Source organism: Kribbella jiaozuonensis (assembly GCF_005233875.1).
In the GTDB taxonomy this organism is placed as follows: Bacteria; Actinomycetota; Actinomycetes; order Propionibacteriales; family Kribbellaceae; genus Kribbella; species Kribbella jiaozuonensis.
In genome coordinates, this window is sequence record NZ_SZPZ01000001.1 from 959066 (window position 1) to 975550 (window position 16485).

At 68.8% G+C, this 16485-nt stretch carries 18 protein-coding genes; 12 read left to right on the forward strand and 6 right to left on the reverse strand.

Annotated elements, in window-relative coordinates; translation table 11 throughout:
- Positions 1-58: 58 nt before the first annotated feature.
- Complete coding sequence (locus FDA38_RS04620) at positions 59-658, reverse strand: uridine kinase family protein (RefSeq protein ID WP_170989578.1); 600 nt, start codon at positions 656-658, stop codon at positions 59-61.
- Positions 659-786: 128 nt separating this feature from the next.
- Here FDA38_RS04620 and FDA38_RS04625 point away from each other — a divergent pair, with 128 nt between their 5' ends.
- Positions 787-975, forward strand: coding sequence for a hypothetical protein (locus FDA38_RS04625; RefSeq protein WP_137252806.1), 189 nt, complete (start codon positions 787-789; stop codon positions 973-975).
- Here the strand turns inward: FDA38_RS04625 and FDA38_RS04630 are convergent.
- Both FDA38_RS04630 and FDA38_RS04635 read right to left on the reverse strand, forming a co-directional pair.
- Complete coding sequence (locus FDA38_RS04630) at positions 932-1723, reverse strand: phosphotransferase (protein ID WP_137252807.1); 792 nt, start codon at positions 1721-1723, stop codon at positions 932-934. The genes FDA38_RS04625 and FDA38_RS04630 overlap by 44 nt on opposite strands.
- A gap of 6 nt (positions 1724-1729) precedes the next feature.
- Positions 1730-2695, reverse strand: a complete 966-nt coding sequence (locus FDA38_RS04635; RefSeq protein ID WP_202877551.1) for a sugar-binding transcriptional regulator — start codon at positions 2693-2695, stop codon at positions 1730-1732.
- Between the two features lie 115 nt (positions 2696-2810).
- On the opposite strand from FDA38_RS04635, the gene FDA38_RS04640 reads away from it, so the two are divergent.
- The 5 genes from FDA38_RS04640 to xylB are packed head-to-tail and all read left to right on the forward strand — an operon-like array spanning position 2811 to position 8898.
- The gene (locus FDA38_RS04640) at positions 2811-4172 is read left to right on the forward strand and encodes an ABC transporter substrate-binding protein (protein WP_233714520.1); all 1362 of its coding nucleotides are present in this window, start codon (positions 2811-2813) and stop codon (positions 4170-4172) included.
- 12 nt (positions 4173-4184) lie between these two features.
- Positions 4185-5141, forward strand: a complete 957-nt coding sequence (locus FDA38_RS04645) for a carbohydrate ABC transporter permease (RefSeq protein WP_137252809.1) — start codon at positions 4185-4187, stop codon at positions 5139-5141.
- Positions 5138-5983, forward strand: a complete 846-nt coding sequence (locus tag FDA38_RS04650) for a carbohydrate ABC transporter permease (RefSeq protein ID WP_137252810.1) — start codon at positions 5138-5140, stop codon at positions 5981-5983. The genes FDA38_RS04645 and FDA38_RS04650 overlap by 4 nt, the downstream gene beginning before the upstream one ends.
- Before the next feature lie 44 nt (positions 5984-6027).
- Entirely contained in the window at positions 6028-7443 is a 1416-nt protein-coding gene (locus tag FDA38_RS04655) for a mannitol dehydrogenase family protein (protein WP_233714521.1), read from the forward strand.
- A 9-nt stretch (positions 7444-7452) separates the two neighbouring features.
- On the forward strand, positions 7453-8898 hold the full coding sequence (xylB, locus tag FDA38_RS04660) for a xylulokinase (protein WP_170989579.1): 1446 nt from the start codon (positions 7453-7455) through the stop codon (positions 8896-8898).
- Between the two features lie 2 nt (positions 8899-8900).
- On the opposite strand, the gene FDA38_RS04665 is transcribed toward xylB, so the two are convergent.
- Together FDA38_RS04665 and FDA38_RS04670 are read right to left on the reverse strand one after the other, a co-directional pair.
- The gene (locus FDA38_RS04665) at positions 8901-10154 is read right to left on the reverse strand and encodes a sensor histidine kinase (RefSeq protein WP_137252812.1); all 1254 of its coding nucleotides are present in this window, start codon (positions 10152-10154) and stop codon (positions 8901-8903) included.
- A complete protein-coding gene (locus FDA38_RS04670; RefSeq protein WP_137252813.1) occupies positions 10151-10843 on the reverse strand; it encodes a response regulator transcription factor in 693 nt (230 codons plus the stop codon). The genes FDA38_RS04665 and FDA38_RS04670 overlap by 4 nt, the downstream gene beginning before the upstream one ends.
- A gap of 126 nt (positions 10844-10969) precedes the next feature.
- On the opposite strand from FDA38_RS04670, the gene FDA38_RS04675 reads away from it, so the two are divergent.
- The 6 genes from FDA38_RS04675 to FDA38_RS04700 all read left to right on the forward strand — a co-directional run bounded on the left by FDA38_RS04675 (position 10970) and on the right by FDA38_RS04700 (position 15441).
- On the forward strand, positions 10970-11167 hold the full coding sequence (locus FDA38_RS04675; RefSeq protein WP_137252814.1) for a hypothetical protein: 198 nt from the start codon (positions 10970-10972) through the stop codon (positions 11165-11167).
- A complete protein-coding gene (locus FDA38_RS04680; protein WP_137252815.1) occupies positions 11164-12150 on the forward strand; it encodes an AAA family ATPase in 987 nt (328 codons plus the stop codon). The genes FDA38_RS04675 and FDA38_RS04680 overlap by 4 nt, the downstream gene beginning before the upstream one ends.
- A complete protein-coding gene (locus tag FDA38_RS04685) occupies positions 12147-13070 on the forward strand; it encodes a DUF58 domain-containing protein (protein ID WP_137252816.1) in 924 nt (307 codons plus the stop codon). The genes FDA38_RS04680 and FDA38_RS04685 overlap by 4 nt, the downstream gene beginning before the upstream one ends.
- Positions 13067-14005, forward strand: a complete 939-nt coding sequence (locus FDA38_RS04690; RefSeq protein ID WP_137252817.1) for a VWA domain-containing protein — start codon at positions 13067-13069, stop codon at positions 14003-14005. Before FDA38_RS04685 ends, FDA38_RS04690 begins: the two co-directional genes overlap by 4 nt.
- A gap of 154 nt (positions 14006-14159) precedes the next feature.
- Positions 14160-14921 carry a S1C family serine protease gene (locus FDA38_RS04695; protein WP_137252818.1) on the forward strand — a complete coding sequence of 254 codons (762 nt, stop codon included), beginning with the start codon at positions 14160-14162 and terminating at the stop codon, positions 14919-14921.
- Between the two features lie 22 nt (positions 14922-14943).
- Positions 14944-15441, forward strand: coding sequence for a YkvA family protein (locus FDA38_RS04700; protein ID WP_137252819.1), 498 nt, complete (start codon positions 14944-14946; stop codon positions 15439-15441).
- Between the two features lie 225 nt (positions 15442-15666).
- On the opposite strand, the gene FDA38_RS04705 is transcribed toward FDA38_RS04700, so the two are convergent.
- On the reverse strand, positions 15667-16410 hold the full coding sequence (locus FDA38_RS04705; protein ID WP_137252820.1) for a sulfite exporter TauE/SafE family protein: 744 nt from the start codon (positions 16408-16410) through the stop codon (positions 15667-15669).
- Positions 16411-16485: the final 75 nt, after the last annotated feature.

The window sequence follows — 16485 nt, forward strand, 5'->3', positions numbered from 1 at the left end:
GACAGTTCCGAGCCCGATGCCATCAGAAGTTGGTTAACTCCAGGCAAACAGTCTTGTTTTATTGGGACGTGGACGGCGTGAGAAGCGTCTCGATCCGGCGGCGGGCGGCCTTCGGATGGAGTGGTTCACAGCCGGCCTCGACGCAGCGGCGGACGACCGCGGGGTCGTCGCGCAGCAGCAGGAGTCCGCGCCGGAGCAGCGTCAACGGGGGTTTGCGGTGCTCGCGGAGGTCGCGCTGGAAGCGGCGGAAGAACGTCACGAGCCGGTGGTGGTAGACGCAGATCGCCGCGGCGAGCAGGCCACGGTCGCGGAGCGCGCCGACGATCTGGTCGGCGAAGATGCCCTCAGCAACGATCAGCGCGGAACCCTCGGTGGTGACGGGGCGGTGACCGACGGTGCCGTCGGCGGCGATGTCGTAGATCGGGAGGTCCGCGGCCCCCGTCGTACACAGCTGCTGGAGCGCCGCGACCGCCCGCTCACCGTCCCAGGACCGTGGGTCGTCCCAATCGACAATCCCGAGCGGCGACCGCGGCATCGCCTGGTCGTCCCCGTCCCGGTAGAAGTCGTCCAGCCGCACCACCGGCAACCCCACCTGCTCCGCCAGCCGCGACTTCCCCGCCCCCGAAGGCCCGGCCAACAACACCACCCGTGAACGCACCGCCCCATTCTCTGCCACTTCCTGCAGTAACAGCCAACCCCACCCCCCCGATAACCAGACATGCCGAAGATGAAGCTGGGCGCCGCGTTCTACGCGCTGATCGCGGTGGGAGCGGTTGGCTCGTCGTGATGGGGCTGGTGGTGGCGGCGTTCGTGCTGGCGCTGCTGACCGACCAGGATGGCGTTCCGCCGTTTCCGAACCTGATCGCGGCCTTCATCCCGCCGTGGGTGAAGCGTCTGCAGGAGAAGTACTACGAAGGTGTCGCGGAGGCTCTCAGTCCAGCAGAGCCTGGTGGAGGGCGTTCGCCGACTGTTTGAACCAGGTGTTGGTGCGGTCGGTGAGTTCGGATTCGCCGGTGGTCCAGCGTTCGTGGAACCAGGGGTGGCCGGATTCGGCGCCGTGGCGGACGTAGGCCATGCACCAGACGTGGTTGTCGGCGGCGGCGTCGACCAGGCGGAGGCGGTCGGCTTCGGTCAGGCCGTAGGCGTCGGCGAAGCCGCGGAGGCGGGTGAAGGAGCGGCCTCGGCGTACGTCGTGGATGTCCGCGTCGGGCCGCAGCGGCGCCCACAGCCGGACCGCGGTCGCCACGTCCCACAGCGGTGAACCCGGGCCGGCCAGGTCGAAGTCGATCAGCGCGACCGCGACGCCGTCTCGGAAGACCACATTGTCGAGGTTCGGATCGTTGTGGCTGATCAGCCCGGTGACATACTCCGGCGGCACCGGCTCGGCCCACCGCAGGCCGACGGGCCGGAAGTCCGCCACCGCCTCGTGGTACGCCCGCAGCAGCTGCGCCACGCTGTCCAGCGCCTCGTCCGTCATCGACCAGCCCGGGTACGGCGTGGTGACCGTCTCGCCAGGCAGGTACGACAGCACCTCGCGCCCCTGCGAATCGATCCCGAGCAGCCGCGGCGCGCCCTCGAACCCGACCCGTTCCAGGTGTTCGAGCAGCGCGTGCGTGGCCAGGCTGCTGGGGCGCAGCGGACGACGGACGGTGTCCCCGACCCGCACGACCAGCCCACGGTTCGCAGTACCGCCGAGCAACTGGGTCTCAACCTCAGCAGGCATCGCGGGTCAGTGTGTCTCGTCCAGCAGGGCCTTCGCCAGGGGTGCGTGGGTAACGATCCCGTTGACCAGCCCGCTGCGTACGGCGGCACGCACCGCGGCGACCTTTGCCAGCCCGTACGGGATCGCGATCACCTCGTCGATCTTGTCCATCTGCTCGGCGTTGATCGCGATCACCCGATCGGTGACGCGACTCTGCACCGGCGCACCGTCCGCATCCACGAACACCCCGGAGATATCCGCGACCACCCCGCGCTTTTCCAGCTGCTCACAGGCCTTCTCGTCCATCGCGTCGTACAGCGTCGACTGCCCCGCCGCCCACGACCCGAGCCCGACCACGGCCTTGCTGACCGAGTCGAAGTGGCTGATCGCCTCCGCCACCTCCGGCTGCTGCCGCAACGCCCTCGCGGTCGCCGCATCCGGCACGACCAGCGGCGCATAGAACAGGTACGCCGGTCCGCCCGACAACCGCGCCGTGTGCCGCACCAGCTCCACCGAGTTCGCCTCGACATCCGGCCGGGTCAGCGCGCCCGTCAGCTGGACGACCGGCACCGGCGCGAGGGTCGTCAGTTGCTCGGTCATCGCCGTCACCGCGCGAGCCCAGGCAAGGCCGAGGACATCCTCTGCGGTGACGATCTCCGACAGGAGATCGGCGGCTGCCTTGCCGAGCTGGGTCCGCAGAGCGGGTTCGTCGACCTCTGGTGTGTCGACCACGATGGCTCGCCGCAGCCCGAGCGCCTCCTGCAGCTGAACCGAGAGCTCGAGATCGATGGCTCCCGGGTGGCTGATCTCGATCCGCACCAGCCCACTGCTGCGCGCCTGGTCCAGCAATCGCGCGACTTTGAACCGGCTGAGCCGGAACTCGTCCGCGATCTCCACCTTCGACCGCCCGTCGACGTAGTACCGCCGCGCGATCGACGCGGTCAGCACCAACTGCGCCGGCCCGAAGGTCTCCATCACAGCCTCCCCGCTCATATGAGCACCATCGGACCCAAGTGTTGCACAGACCCTTGACAGGTCAAGTCCCTTGCCGGTTCACTCATGCTGTGAGCAGAGGCGTGCTCAAATGAGCGGACTGAAGGAGCGGCTAGTGCCCGGACGAAGGCTTACGGCGGTCGGGGTCGCACTTGTTCTCAGTGCGGCCAGCGGCTGTGCCGGCTGGGGTGGTGGCGCCGGTGGTGGCGACAGCGCCGACAGCATCAACGTGCTGATGGTGAACAACCCGCAGATGGTCGACCTGCAGAAACTCACCGCCGACAACTTCACCAAGCAGACCGGCATCCACGTGAACTTCACCGTGCTCCCGGAGAACGACGTCCGGGACAAGATCAGCCAGGAGTTCTCCAGCCAGGCCGGTCAGTACGACGTGGCCTCGGTCAGCAACTTCGAGATCCCGATCTACGCGAAGTCCAAGTGGATCGCCCCGCTGTCGGACTACATCAGCAAGGACTCGTCCTTCGACCAGGACGACATCCTCAAGCCGATGACCCAGTCGATGACCGCGGACGACGGCAAGATCTACGGCGAACCGTTCTACGGCGAGTCGTCGTTCCTCATGTACCGCAAGGACATCCTGGCCTCCAAGGGCGTGACGATGCCGGCGAAGCCGACCTGGCAGGAGGTCGCGGACATCGCGGCCAAGGTCGACAACGCACAGCCCGGCATGCGCGGTATCTGCCTGCGCGGCCAGCCCGGCTGGGGTCAGCTCTTCGCCCCGCTCACCACGGTCGTGAACACCTTCGGCGGCACCTGGTTCACCCAGGACTGGCAGGCCCAGGTCAACTCACCCGCGTTCACCGAGGCGACCAAGTTCTACGTCGACCTCGTCCGCGCGCACGGCGAGGCGGGCGCACCGCAGGCCGGCTTCACCGAGTGCCTGAACAACACCATCCAGAGCAACGTCGCGATGTGGTACGACGCGACGTCGGCCGCCGGATCGCTCGAGGCGCCGAACTCGCCGGTGAAGGGCAAGATGGGCTACGCGCCCGCACCGGTCGTGAAGACCGACAGCTCCGGCTGGCTGTACGCGTGGGCCTGGGGCATCCAGGAAGCCTCGAAGAAGAAGGACAACGCCTGGAAGTTCATCTCCTGGGCCTCCGGCAAGGACTACGAGAAGCTCGTCGGCGAGAAGGTTGGCTGGTCCAACGTTCCGGCCGGTAAGCGCGCGTCGACGTACGAGATCCCGGACTACGTCAAGGAGGCGTCCGCGTTCGCGGAGCCGACCAAGTCGGCGATCGAGAACGCCGACCCGAAGAACCCGGGCACCCAGCCGCGGCCGGCGCCGGGGATCCAGTTCATCGACATCCCGGAGTTCCCGGATCTCGGGACCCAGGTCAGTCAGGACGTGAGCTCGGCGATCGCCGGGCGGATGAGCGTCGACAAAGCCTTGAACCGCGGGCAGGAGCTCGCCGACGACGTCGCCGAGCGGTACCGCTCGCGACAGGCGAAGTGAGGGGGAGCAGACATGTCCGTCGATGCCAAGCCTGAAACCGAGACCAAGCCCCGGCGTCACTCGGCGCCGCCCGAGGGCACCGTGATGCGCAGGGCCGGCGACTGGGCCCGGCGCGGGCCGTTGCTGCCGGCGCTGGTCTTCATGATCATCGTCACCCAGTTGCCGTTCGTGGTCACGATCATCGTGTCGTTCATGGACTGGAACGCGTACTACCCGGACGAGAAGGGGTTCGCCGGGATCGACAACTTCCGCCGGGTGCTGACCGACGCGAACACCCGGCACGCGATCTGGGTGACGATCGTGCTGACCGCGGGCGTCGTCCTGATCAGCCTCGTGCTCGGTCTGCTGATCGCCCTGCTGCTCGACCGCAAGTTCCGCGGCCGCGGCGCGGTCCGGACGATGATGATCACGCCGTTCCTGGTCGTGCCCGTCGCCGCGGCCCTGCTGTGGAAGCACGCGCTGTACAACCCGACGTACGGCTTGTTCAACGGCGTGCTGAAGTGGATCTTCGGTGACAACGCGCCGCAGCCGGACTGGATCAGCAACCAGCCGTTGTGGTCGATCATCTTCGCGCTGGTCTGGCAGTGGACGCCGTTCATGATGCTGATCCTGCTCGCCGGACTACAGAGCCGTCCGCTCGACGTGATCGAGGCGGCCGGGATCGACGGCGCGAACCAGTGGGAGATCTTCCGCTACATGACGCTCCCGCACCTGCGCCAGTACCTCGAGCTGTCCGCGCTGCTCGGCTCGATCTACGTCGTACAGAACTTCGACGCGGTCTTCACGATCACGTCCGGCGGTCTCGGTACGGCGAACCTCCCGTACACGATCTACCAGACGTTCTACACCGCCCACGACTACGGCCGCGCCTCGGCAGCCGGCGTCATCGTCGTGATCGGCACGATCGCGATCGCAACGTTCGCGCTGCGGTCGGTGTCCACGCTGTTCCGAGAGGAGACCGGCAAATGAGCGGCCAGGTGACGATGGTCAAGGGACACTCGCGCCGCGGCGGTGGCTGGGCGCTGAGCGGGCTGGCCTGGATCGTGGGCATCCTGTTCGTGCTGCCGGTGCTGTGGATGCTGCTGACGTCGTTCCACTCCGAGGAGAACGCGGCGAAGAACCCGCCGGACATCGCGGCGCCGCTGACACTCGACGGCTACCGGGCGTTCTTCGACACCGGGCCGTGGCCGTCGATCGCGAACTCGCTGACCGCGAGCATCCTGTCCACCGCGCTGGTCATCCTGCTCGCGTTCCCGGCGGCGTACGCGCTGTCGATCCGGCCGGTGAAGAAGTGGACCGACGTACTGTTCTTCTTCCTGTCCACGAAGATGCTGCCGGTGGTGGCCGGCCTGCTGCCGATCTACCTGTTCGCGCAGTCGGTCGGGTTCCTGGACAACATCTGGCTGCTGATCATCCTGTACACCTCGATGAACCTGCCGATCGCGGTCTGGATGCTGCGCAGCTTCCTGTCCGAGGTGCCGGTCGAGATCCTCGAGGCGGCCTCGGTCGACGGGGCGTCACTGACCCGCACGCTGCGGTCCGTGGTCGCGCCGGTGGTCACGCCGGGTATCGCCTCGGCTGCGCTGATCTGCTTCATCTTCAGCTGGAACGAGCTGCTGTTTGCCCGAGTGCTGACCGGCACAGTGGCGCAGACCGCGCCGGTGTTCTTGACTGGGTTCGTGACCAGTCAAGGATTGTTCCTCGCCAAAGTCTGTGCCGCGTCGATCGTGGTGTCGCTGCCGGTGCTGATCGCCGGGTTCGCCGCACAGGACAAACTCGTCCAGGGTCTGTCGCTGGGGGCGGTCAAGTGAAACTGGCCGCTTCCACTCTCGATGCCCTGGGCAATGAGGTTGGCGTGCCCACCTACGACCGTACGGCGGTGACACCCGGGATCGTGCACTTCGGGGTCGGTGGCTTCCACCGCGCTCATCAGGCGATGTATCTGGATCGGCTGATGGGCGACGGGAAGGCGCTGGACTGGGGGATCGTCGGCGTCGGGGTGCTGCCGCAGGATCGCCGGATGGCCGACGTGATGTCCGCGCAGGACTGTCTCTACACCTTGGTCGTCAAGCATCCGGACGGCACGCTGGAGCCTCGGGTGATCGGGTCGATCGTCGACTACCTGTTCGCGCCGGACGATCCGAACGCCGTGCTGGCTCGGATGGTCGACCCGGCGACCCGGATCGTGTCCCTGACGATCACCGAGGGCGGGTATCACGTCAACCAGGTGACCGGGGAGCTGGACGCGTCCGATCCCTCGCTCGCCGCCGATCTGGAGCCGGGCGCGACGCCGGGGAGCGCGTTCGGGTTCATCGTCGAGGCGCTGGCGCGGCGGCGGGCGGCCGGCGTACCGCCGTTCACCGTGATGTCGTGCGACAACATCCCGGGCAACGGGCACGTGGCGCGGAAGATGCTGTCGTCGTTCGCGCGCTTGAAGGATCCCGAGATCGCCGCGTTCCTCGAGACCGAGGTGCGGTTCCCGAACTGCATGGTCGACCGGATCACGCCGGTGACGACGGACGCGGACCGCGAGGCGCTGGCGGAGCGGTTCGGGGTCGAGGACGGCTGGCCGGTGGTGTGCGAGCCGTTCACGCAGTGGGTGCTCGAGGACGACTTCGGGCTCGGCAGGCCGTCGTACGAGGATGTCGGCGTACAGATCGTCGAGGACGTCGAGCCTTATGAGCTGATGAAGCTGCGGCTGCTGAACGCGTCGCACCAGGCGCTGTGCTACCTCGGGTATCTGGCCGGTTATCGGTACGCGCACGAGGTGTGTCAGGACAAGTTGTTCGTGGACTTCCTGCTCGGCTACATGGACAACGAAGGTACGCCGACGCTGCCGCCGGTGCCGGGGGTCGACCTTGATCGATACAAGCACCAGCTGATCGAGCGATTCGCGAACCCGGAGGTGCGGGACACGCTCGCGCGGCTGTGCGCGGAGAGCTCGGACCGGATCCCGAAGTGGTTGCTGCCGGTCGTGCGCGAGCAGTTGGCCGCCGATCGGGAGATCAAGCGTTCGGTTCTGGTCGTGGCGTCCTGGGCGCGGTACGCCGAGGGCACCGACGAGCAGGGTGATCCGATCGAGGTCGTGGACCGGCTGCGGGACAAGCTGGTCGAGCGGGCGCAGCACAACACCGACGATCCGCTGGTGTTCGTCTCGGATCCGGACCTGTTCGGTGATCTCGCGTCCGACGAGCGGTTCGTGACGCAGTACAAGGCCGCGCTGAAGTCGCTGCACGAGATCGGTGCCCGCGCCACGCTCGAAGCCCTGTAGCGTCGGAGCATGACTGAGCTGAGGCTGGTCGCCGGGGTGGACTGCTCCACCCAGGCGACCAAGGTTCTGGTGTGCGAGGCCGAGACCGGCGCGGTGGTACGCGAGGGGCGCGCGCCCCACCCGGATGCCACGCAGGTGGATCCTGCCGAGTGGTGGAAGGCGTGGGAGATCGCGTCTGACGGGCTCCTGGACGGCGTCCAGGCGATCGCGGTCGGCGGCCAGCAACACGGCATGGTCCTACTGGACGACTCCGGCGAGGTGGTCCACCCCGCCGTCCTCTGGAACGACACCAGCTCAGCCGACGCCACCACCGAACTGATCGCAGAACTCGGCGGCGCCGAGGCGTGGGCCGAAGCCATCGGCTCAGTCCCCGTGCCGAGCTTCACCGTCACCAAGCTCCGCTGGATCCGCGACGAAGCCGCCCGCGCGGATGCGGATGCTGTACGGCGTGAAGCCGCGCGGCGGGCCGCGGCTGTTGTGTTGCCTCATGACTGGATGACGCATCGGTTGGCTGCTGATCGGCGGGGGATTGAGGGGATTACCACCGATCGGGGGGATGCGTCGGGGACCGGGTGGTGGTCGGCGGCGACGAACAGTTATCGGACTGATCTGGTTGAGCTTGCGTTTGGGCGGCAGTTGGCGCTTCCGCGGGTGGCCGGCCCGGCTGAGGTTGTTGGGGAGACTGCCTTCGGGGCGGCGATTGCGGCCGGCACCGGGGACAACGCGGCGGCGGCGCTCGGGCTTGATCTGCAGCCGGGTGACGTTGCCGTTTCGCTCGGGACCAGCGGTACGGCGTTTGCGCGGTCGGCCAACCCGACCGCGGACCCGACCGGCCTGGTTGCCGGCTTCGCGGATGCGACCGGCGAATACCTCCCGCTCGTCTGCACCCTGAACGCGGCCCGCGTGATGTCCGCGACCGCGAACATGCTCGGCCTCGACCTGGCCGAGTTCGACGAGGCCGCGATCACCTCACCCGGCAGCGACGGACTGGTCCTGCTCCCGTTCCTCGACGGCGAGCGTACGCCGGACCTCCCGCACTCCACCGGCCTGATCTACGGCCTCACCCGCGCGACCATGCAGCCCGCGACGATGGCCCGCGCCGCCGTCGAAGGCCTCCTCTGCGGCCTCGCCGACGCCGTCGACGCCCTCCGCGCCCAAGGCCTCCCCGTCCACCGGCTCCTCCTCCTGGGCGGCGGCGCCCGCTCCCGCGCCGTACAAGCCCTCGCCCCGGCCCTCCTCGGCGCCGAGGTAGTCCTCCCCGAACCGGCCGAGTACGTCGCCCTAGGCGCAGCCCGCCAAGCAGCCTGGGCCCTCACCGGCGAACTCCCCACCTGGCCGGTCCCGGTCGGCAAACCCGAGCCCGCCATCACCCTCGACGCCACCAAGCTCCGCGCCAACTACGAGCAGGTCCTCACCAACACCCGCCCCCTCCTCTCCCACCCCTACAACCGCTGACCTCAGCGGCGGGGGCCGAGGGGGTCTTCGTCGGGTGGGGTTGGGGTGCGGCGGGTGGTGTTGGTGAGGGAGCGTTCGGGTAGCCAGAGGACGAAGGTGCTGCCGATGCCGAGTTCGGAGTGTAGGGCGACGGTGCCGCCGTGGGACTCGGCGATCTGGCGGACGATGGCGAGGCCGAGGCCGGCCCGGCGCTGGCCGCTGGACGGTACGGTCGCGGGCGACTGCCGTTGACCGGCCCGGAAGAACCGGTCGAAGACCCGGTCGGCGTCGTCCGCCGCGATGCCCGGGCCCTCGTCGCGGACCGCGATCCAGGCCCACCCGTTGCGACTGCCGACCGCCAGCACGAGTTCACTGCCGCCACGCGCCAGCCGGACCGCGTTCGAGAGCAGGTTGTCCACCGCCCGCCGCAGCGCCGACGCGTCACCGGCAGCGGTGGGTCCGGGCGCGAGCCGCAGTACGACGTGAAGCTCACGATCCGCGGCGAGCAGCTCGTACTCCTCGGCCGCCTCACCCGCGATCGCGGCCAGGTCCACGTCGGCATCGACGAACGCCGGCGACGACCGCCGCGCCGACGCGAGCAGGTCCTCCACCAGCCGCGTCATCCGCTGGATCGCCCGGCTGACGATCGCGGTCGCCTGGGCACGATCCTCCGGCGGCGTGTCGTCATGCGCGAGTACGGCGTCGACGTTCGCCTGGATCACCGCCAACGGATTGCGCAGCTCGTGCGACGCGTCGTCGACGAGTTGACGCTGCGCCACGAACGCCGACTCCAGCCGGCCGAGCATGTCGTCGACGGTGTCGCCCAGGTTGCGTAGCTCGTCGCGCGGTCCCTCCAGCGCGATCCGCCGGGACAGGTCGGTCGCCGAGATTTCCTGGGCAGTCTCCGTGATCCGTCGTACCGGCCGGAGCGCGCGACCAGACAACCACCACCCGGTGCCGAGACTGACCAGGAACAGCCCGGCGATCCCCGCGGCCGAGTAGTTCCGCAGGCTCTGCAACGTCTGGTAGTTGACCGCGGACTGGAAGCTGGAGATCTCCGCGGCCTGGATCACCTGCCCCTCCTTGAGATGCAGGTTGCCCTCGTGGTCCTTGTAGTACTTCTGGACCTCGATCTGGTTCAGCGGTTTCGGATCGAGGATCTGCTCCAGCGCGAGGTACACCCCGCCGAGCAGCAACGCCGACAGCGCGATCAGCACCGCGGAGTACGTCAGGGTCAGGCGGAACCGGATCGTCTGGGTCCAGGAAGGGAGCTTCATTCCTCACCTCGGAGCCGATAGCCGCGGCCGATCACGGTCTCCAGGACCGGATCCTCGCCGTCCTGGGTCAGCTTGCGACGCAACGTGCCGACCGTCACGCGAACGCTCTGAGTGAACGGGTCCGCGTTCTCGTCCCAGACGTGCTCGAGCAGTTCCTCGGCCGAGACGACATGCCCGGGCCGCGACATCAGATACCGCAGTACGCCGAACTCCTTCAACGTCAGCGTCAACTCGCGACCGGACCGCGTCGCCAGGTGGCGGGACGAGTCGAGGACCAGCTCGCCGACGTGCAACTGCGTCGTCCCGTTCGTGACGTCCCGCCGCAGCAGCGCCCGGATCCGCGCGAGCAACTCCACCAGCGCGAACGGCTTCGTCAGGTAGTCGTCCGCCCCCTCATCGAGCCCGCGGACGCGATCGGCCAGCGAGGCACGAGCCGTCAGCATCAGCACCCGCAGCTCCCGCCCGGACGCCACCTCGATCTCACCCCGCCGGACCGCTCGGCACAGGTCGAGGCCGTTGGTGTCCGGCAGGGTGATGTCCAGGATTGCCAGGTCGTACGCCGTGGTCGCGAGCTTATCCACCGCTTCGGCGCCGGTCGTCGCCGCGTCGACGGCGTACCCGGCCCGGCCGAGTCCGGAGCGCAGCGCACTGACCAGGCCTTCCTCGTCCTCCACCACCAGTAATCGCACGCCACCAAGGTAGCCGGGGGAGCGTGATCCGCCGGTCTGCGCTTTCGCCGGACTTTCGCTCTGCTTTCCGGTCGTTTTCGCGCCGCCTTGATGAGCTGTGGCCAACCTGATCGAAGGAGATCTCTGATGAAGAAGCTCATTCTCGGCGCGGCGATCGTGGTGGCGGCGCTCGGAGCCGGTGGCATGGCGTACGCCGCGACGAACGATCCGGCGCCGGAGCAGGGTTATGTCACGGTCGACGACGGCGCCACCACGCCCTCGCCGTCCCCGTCGCACGACTGCCCGGAGAAGGGTGACTCCGCGAACCCGAGCGGTAACGCATGACGTCGGCCGCGCTCGAACACGCCTTGTTCGAGGTGAAGAAGGTGGTCGTCGGGCAGGACCAGCTGGTCGAACGCATGCTGGTCGGATTGCTTGCCCGCGGCCACTGTCTGCTCGAAGGCGTGCCCGGCGTCGCGAAGACGCTCGCCGTCCGGACGCTGGCCGAGGTGATCGGCGGCCGGTTCGCCCGGCTCCAGTTCACCCCGGACCTGGTCCCCGGCGACATCATGGGCACCCGGATCTGGCGGCCGTCGACGGAGGCGTTCGACACCGAGCTCGGCCCGGTGTTCGCGAACCTCGTGCTGGCGGACGAGATCAACCGCGCGCCGGCGAAGGTGCAGTCCGCGTTGCTGGAGGCAATGGCCGAGAACCAGGTGAGTATCGGCGGTACGTCGTACCGGCTGCCCGAACCGTTCCTGGTGCTCGCGACGCAGAACCCGATCGAGTCCGACGGCGTGTACGCACTGCCCGAGGCGCAACGCGACCGGTTCCTGCTGAAGATCACTGTCGACTACCCGACACCGTTGGAGGAGCTCACGATTCTCCAGCGGATGAGCGCGCACCGGCCGCACGCCGGCGCCGTACTCACTCCGGAGCAGGTCGTTCAGTTGCAGGAGGCAACGGATGACGTCTTCGTCCACAACGCGGTGGCGGAGTACGTCGTCCGCCTGGTGCATGCGACCCGGGCGCCGTCGCAGTACGGGATCCATGATCTGGCCGGCGTGCTGGAGTTCGGCGCGAGCCCCCGTGCGACCCTCGGTCTGGTTGCGGCCGGGCGAGCGCTCGCGTTGCTGCGCGGGCGTGACTATGTGCTGCCGGCGGATGTGTACGACGTCGCGCTCGATGTGATGGCGCACCGATTGGTGCTGACCTTCGACGCGCTGGCCGACGGGGTCGATCCACGGTCGGTGGTCACGCGGATCCTGCACACGATCCAGCAGCCGCATGTGGTGCCGGCCGACGAGGCCCAGGGATCCGCGGCATGACTGATCTCCTGGCCGGGCGGGAACGAGCTTTGCGCGCATTGGAGTTGTCGGTGAAGCGCAAGCTGGAGGGATTCCTGCACGGCGACATCACGGGTCTTCGGAGCGGTCCCGGAAGCGAGCCGAACGAGGCACGGCCGTACCAAGCGGGGCAGGACGACGTACGGCGGATGGACTGGAACGTGACTGCGCGCTCGCTGGAGCCGCACGTCCGGGCGCCGTTGGCGGAGCGCGAGCTGGAGACGTGGGCGCTGCTGGACGCGTCCGCGAGTATGGACTTCGGCACCGCCCTGAGCGAGAAACGCGATCTGGCGGTAGCTGTTGTCGGAGCGGTCGGCCTGCTCGCCGACCGCCCGGGGAACAGCCTCGGCGTACGAATTGCCCTGGGCAACGACCTCCGCCGCCTCCCCACGGCCGGCAGTGCGGTCCAGCTCCGCCGCTCGGTGCGCACGCTGCTGTCGTTGCCCCGAGCAACACCAGGGTCCGTTCCCAGGACGGATCTGGGGCACGCGATCGGTCGCCTGAACCGTGAACATCCGCGCCCCGGCCTCCGCGTGATCGTCTCGGACTTCCACGAAGACGGCTGGTCCGACCCACTCCGCCGACTCGCCGCGCGTCACGAGGTACTCGCCGTCGAAGTCCTGGACCCCCGCGAACTCGAACTTCCCGACGTCGGCCTGCTCACGCTGATCGATCCCGAGACCGGCCGCCGGCGCGAGATCCAGACGGCGAACCGCAAGCTCCGCCGCCGGTACGCCGACGCGATGGCGGCGCACCGCACTCGAACCACCCAGGCGATCCGGGCCGCCGGTGCCGCGCATCTCGTACTGCGCACCGACACCGACTGGGTCCGCGACGTCGCCGCCTTCGCCACCGCCCGCCGCCGGGCCGGTGCCCGCTCTGTAAGGACCGGTGTCAGATGAGATTCGAGCAACCCCTGTGGCTCTGGCTGCTGGTGCTGGTCGCCGTGCTGGTGGTGGCGTACCTGCTTGCCCAGCGCCGCCGGACGAAGTACGCCGTCCGGTTCGCGACCCTCCCGATGCTGGAGAAGGTCGCTCCGAAGCGGCCCGGCTGGCGCCGGCACGCGCCGGCCGCGGCCTTTCTGGCGGCACTCACCGTGCTGACGATCGCGATCGCCCGACCGGTGGCGGACATCCGCGTCCCGCGCGAGCGGGCCACCGTCCTGGTCGCGATGGACGTGTCGAACTCGATGGCGGCGACCGATGTCGCGCCGAACCGGTTCGAGGTGGCTCAGCAGGCGGCGACGGAGTTCGTCCGGGACCTGCCGGCGAAGTTCAACGTCGGCCTGGTGTCCTTCGCTCGTACGGCGAACGTGGTGGCCGCACCGAGTACGGATCATCAGGCGACCGTCGATGCGATCAACGGGCTGCAACTGACCGACAGTACGGCGATCGGCGACGCCGTCCTGGCCGGCCTGCAGGCGGTGCGGACGATCGATCCCGACGATCCGCCGCCGAGCCGGATCGTGCTGCTGTCGGACGGCGGCAACACAGCGGGCAGCCCGATCGACACTGCCGCCGAGGCCGCGGCGCAAGCCGGTGTGCCGGTGTCGACGATCGCCTACGGGACCGCCGAGGGCACCGTCAACCTCGAGGGCCGCGACATCCCGGTCCCCGCCGATACCGAGGCGCTCCACGGCCTGGCCGAGGCCACCAACGGCACGTTCTACCAGGCACAGAACAACGACCAGCTCCGTGACGTCTACTCCGACCTCCAATCCTCGATCGGCTGGACCACCGAGTCCCGGGAAGTCACCAACCTGGTCGCCGGAATCGCCCTGGCCGCAGCACTCCTGGCCGCGATCGCCTCCCTCTTCTGGTTCTCCCGCCTCCCGTAAGGAGGAACGTCACATGCCCCACCTCGGCCTTCCCTTCCGCGGCCCGGACTACCTTCCCGGCCCGCCACCCACGAACAGCTCACCTACTCCGTTCTCCGTCACCCCGGTCGCCGCCGCGGCACCCCCCTCTCCGCCGGCGCCACCTCGAACCGGGGTGACGGGCCCCTCCTCTCCGCGCAGTGCAGTCGGCCGGCGGGCGGCTCTTCTCGTCGGCACGCTCGCCCTCTCCGTCGTGGCCGGTGGTCTTGCGGGTGCTGTCACCGGCGCTCGTGACCCGGCACCGCTTCCACAAGCAGCAGCACCTCCGGCGGCGGCCCAGGGATCCATCTCCGCCGCAGCGGCCGGCGTCCTTCCGGGCGTGGTGTCCGTGCGCGCCGGCCGGGCGACCGGGTCCGGGTTCGCGATCGACCAGGAAGGGCATGTGGTGACGAATGCACACGTGGTGGAGGGAACGACCGACGTATCCCTGGTCCTGTCGAACGGCCGTACGGTCGACGCGGACGTCATCGGATCCGACCCGGACAACGACCTCGCCGTACTGCAGGTCTCGACCGCCGACGCCGAGGGGTTGCGCTCGCTCACGCTCGGCCGGTCCGCACAGCTGCGGGTCGGCGACCCGGTGCTGGCCGTCGGGTCCCCGCTCGGCCTGGAGGGAACGGTGACCGCCGGTATCGTCAGCGCCGTCAACCGCCAGGCCCGCTTCGGCGACAACAACATCCGCCAGTCCGCGATCCAGACCGACGCCGCCATCAATCCGGGCAACTCCGGCGGCCCGCTGGTCAACGCCGCCGGTCAGGTGGTGGGTGTCAACACCGCCATCGCCACCCTCGGAACCTCCCGCTCCGGCAACATCGGCATCGGCTTCGCGATCCCCGTCGATCGCATGACCAGCATCGTCAACGACCTCCTCGACTGACCGGACCCCCTACAGTTGGTGGATGGTGTACTTCGGTGGGTTCCTCGGGCTGATCGGGTTGCTGACCCTGATCTTCCGGGACGGCGACGTGGCCGGCATGCCTTCGGCTGTGGTCGGCGGCGGGCTGCTGGCGCTGGGCGTGGCCGTAGGCGCGCTCGGTGTCGTCTGGCGGCGTCGCGTCCGCCGGCGCAAGATCGCCGCCGGCGAACCGGTGCCTGTCGGGGACATCTTCCAGCGTGCCCGCGCCCTGCCGAGGCTGCTCCGCGATGTCCGCCAGGGTGCGTACGCCGACCTGCCGAAGAGCCGCCCGTTCATGTGGGTACTGGCGCTCGTCTACCTGATCTCGCCGATCGACATCCTGCCCGACGTACTGCCGCTGCTCGGTGTCACGGACGATGCCGGCGTGGCCGTCTGGCTGCTCACCAGCGTGTCGACGGCCACCGGCCTCTATCTCAACCGCGAGCGCGAACGTCAGCGTCTGGGCAATCGCGACCTCGGCACCGGTGGACCCACGCACTGATGTCGGCCGCCGCCTCCTCGGGATGCTGATACGCGAACAACTGCAGTGAGTCGCTCGGCTCATCTGGATCGCTGAGGCGGTCGGCGGCTTCCACCAACTGATGAGCGGCCGCAAGCACACGCGCGGCCTGCTCGCGTGCCTCGGCCGGATCGTCAAGCGTGACGGCATCAGTCGCCAGATCGGCGACTTCACAAGCCTGGTAGGCCATTGCCAGCTGAGCGCGGTTCATCCGAACGCCCGCACGAAGAAGATGACGGTCATCGCAATAGCTGTCGTGAGGACCAGCACACGCAGCACAGCCGGCGGTAGACGACGTACGACGTGGGCGCCGAGGTAGCCACCTATGACGGCACCGGCGAGCAAGGCGACCAGGTGGATCGGCTGGGACAATACGTTGGCGGCGAAGACGAAAACGACCGCCGCGGTGAGGTAAACAGCCGCGACCTGGATGACCCGCAGGGGATTCCCGCGTGCCGGGTCGAGCGAGGTCGTCGCGGTCCAGAACGCGAGCATCATCAGCCCGACCGCGCCGCCGAAGTACCCACCGTAGATCGACAGCAGGAACTGCCCGGCCAGGATCGCCGTCGGACCGGCCTGCCCGAGCCGCAGCGCCGCCGTCAGCCGCCGACCGAACGCGAGTACGACGGTCGCGAACGCCAGCAACCACGGCACCGCCGCGTCGAAAGATGCCGATGGCAACAACAGGAGCAGGCCGGCGCCGATCGCGCCGCCGCAGACGCTGGCGAGCGTGAGCCGCGCCGGGGATGGATGCGTGAAGCCCTCGAACTCCCGGCGGTAGACCCACGCACTCGTCGCGTTGCCGGGGAGCAGCGCGACGGTCGTGGTCGCGTTCGCAGTGACCGGCGGCATGCCGGCCGCGACCAGCGCGGTGAGTGCCACGAAGCTCCCGCCCCCGCCGACGGCGTTCAACGCGCCGGCGGCGACACCGGCCAGAAGGATCAGCAGCACCCTTCGAGGATCAGCGCTGCAGCCGGCTTCCACAATGCGCGATCTCCGTAGCCAGCCTCAGGCTGAGACGTAGGC

Bases quoted from the DNA above. Each gene is read 5' to 3' on its own strand.
- FDA38_RS04625 (WP_137252806.1), top strand. From the start codon at position 787: ATGGGGCTGGTGGTGGCGGCGTTCGTGCTGGCGCTGCTGACCGACCAG.
- FDA38_RS04630 (WP_137252807.1), bottom strand. From the start codon at position 1,723: ATGCCTGCTGAGGTTGAGACCCAGTTGCTCGGCGGTACTGCGAACCGT.
- FDA38_RS04635 (WP_202877551.1), bottom strand. From the start codon at position 2,695: ATGAGCGGGGAGGCTGTGATGGAGACCTTCGGGCCGGCGCAGTTGGTG.
- FDA38_RS04645 (WP_137252809.1), top strand. From the start codon at position 4,185: ATGTCCGTCGATGCCAAGCCTGAAACCGAGACCAAGCCCCGGCGTCAC.
- FDA38_RS04650 (WP_137252810.1), top strand. From the start codon at position 5,138: ATGAGCGGCCAGGTGACGATGGTCAAGGGACACTCGCGCCGCGGCGGT.
- xylB (WP_170989579.1), top strand. From the start codon at position 7,453: ATGACTGAGCTGAGGCTGGTCGCCGGGGTGGACTGCTCCACCCAGGCG.
- FDA38_RS04665 (WP_137252812.1), bottom strand. From the start codon at position 10,154: ATGAAGCTCCCTTCCTGGACCCAGACGATCCGGTTCCGCCTGACCCTG.
- FDA38_RS04675 (WP_137252814.1), top strand. From the start codon at position 10,970: ATGAAGAAGCTCATTCTCGGCGCGGCGATCGTGGTGGCGGCGCTCGGA.
- FDA38_RS04680 (WP_137252815.1), top strand. From the start codon at position 11,164: ATGACGTCGGCCGCGCTCGAACACGCCTTGTTCGAGGTGAAGAAGGTG.
- FDA38_RS04685 (WP_137252816.1), top strand. From the start codon at position 12,147: ATGACTGATCTCCTGGCCGGGCGGGAACGAGCTTTGCGCGCATTGGAG.
- FDA38_RS04690 (WP_137252817.1), top strand. From the start codon at position 13,067: ATGAGATTCGAGCAACCCCTGTGGCTCTGGCTGCTGGTGCTGGTCGCC.
- FDA38_RS04700 (WP_137252819.1), top strand. From the start codon at position 14,944: ATGGTGTACTTCGGTGGGTTCCTCGGGCTGATCGGGTTGCTGACCCTG.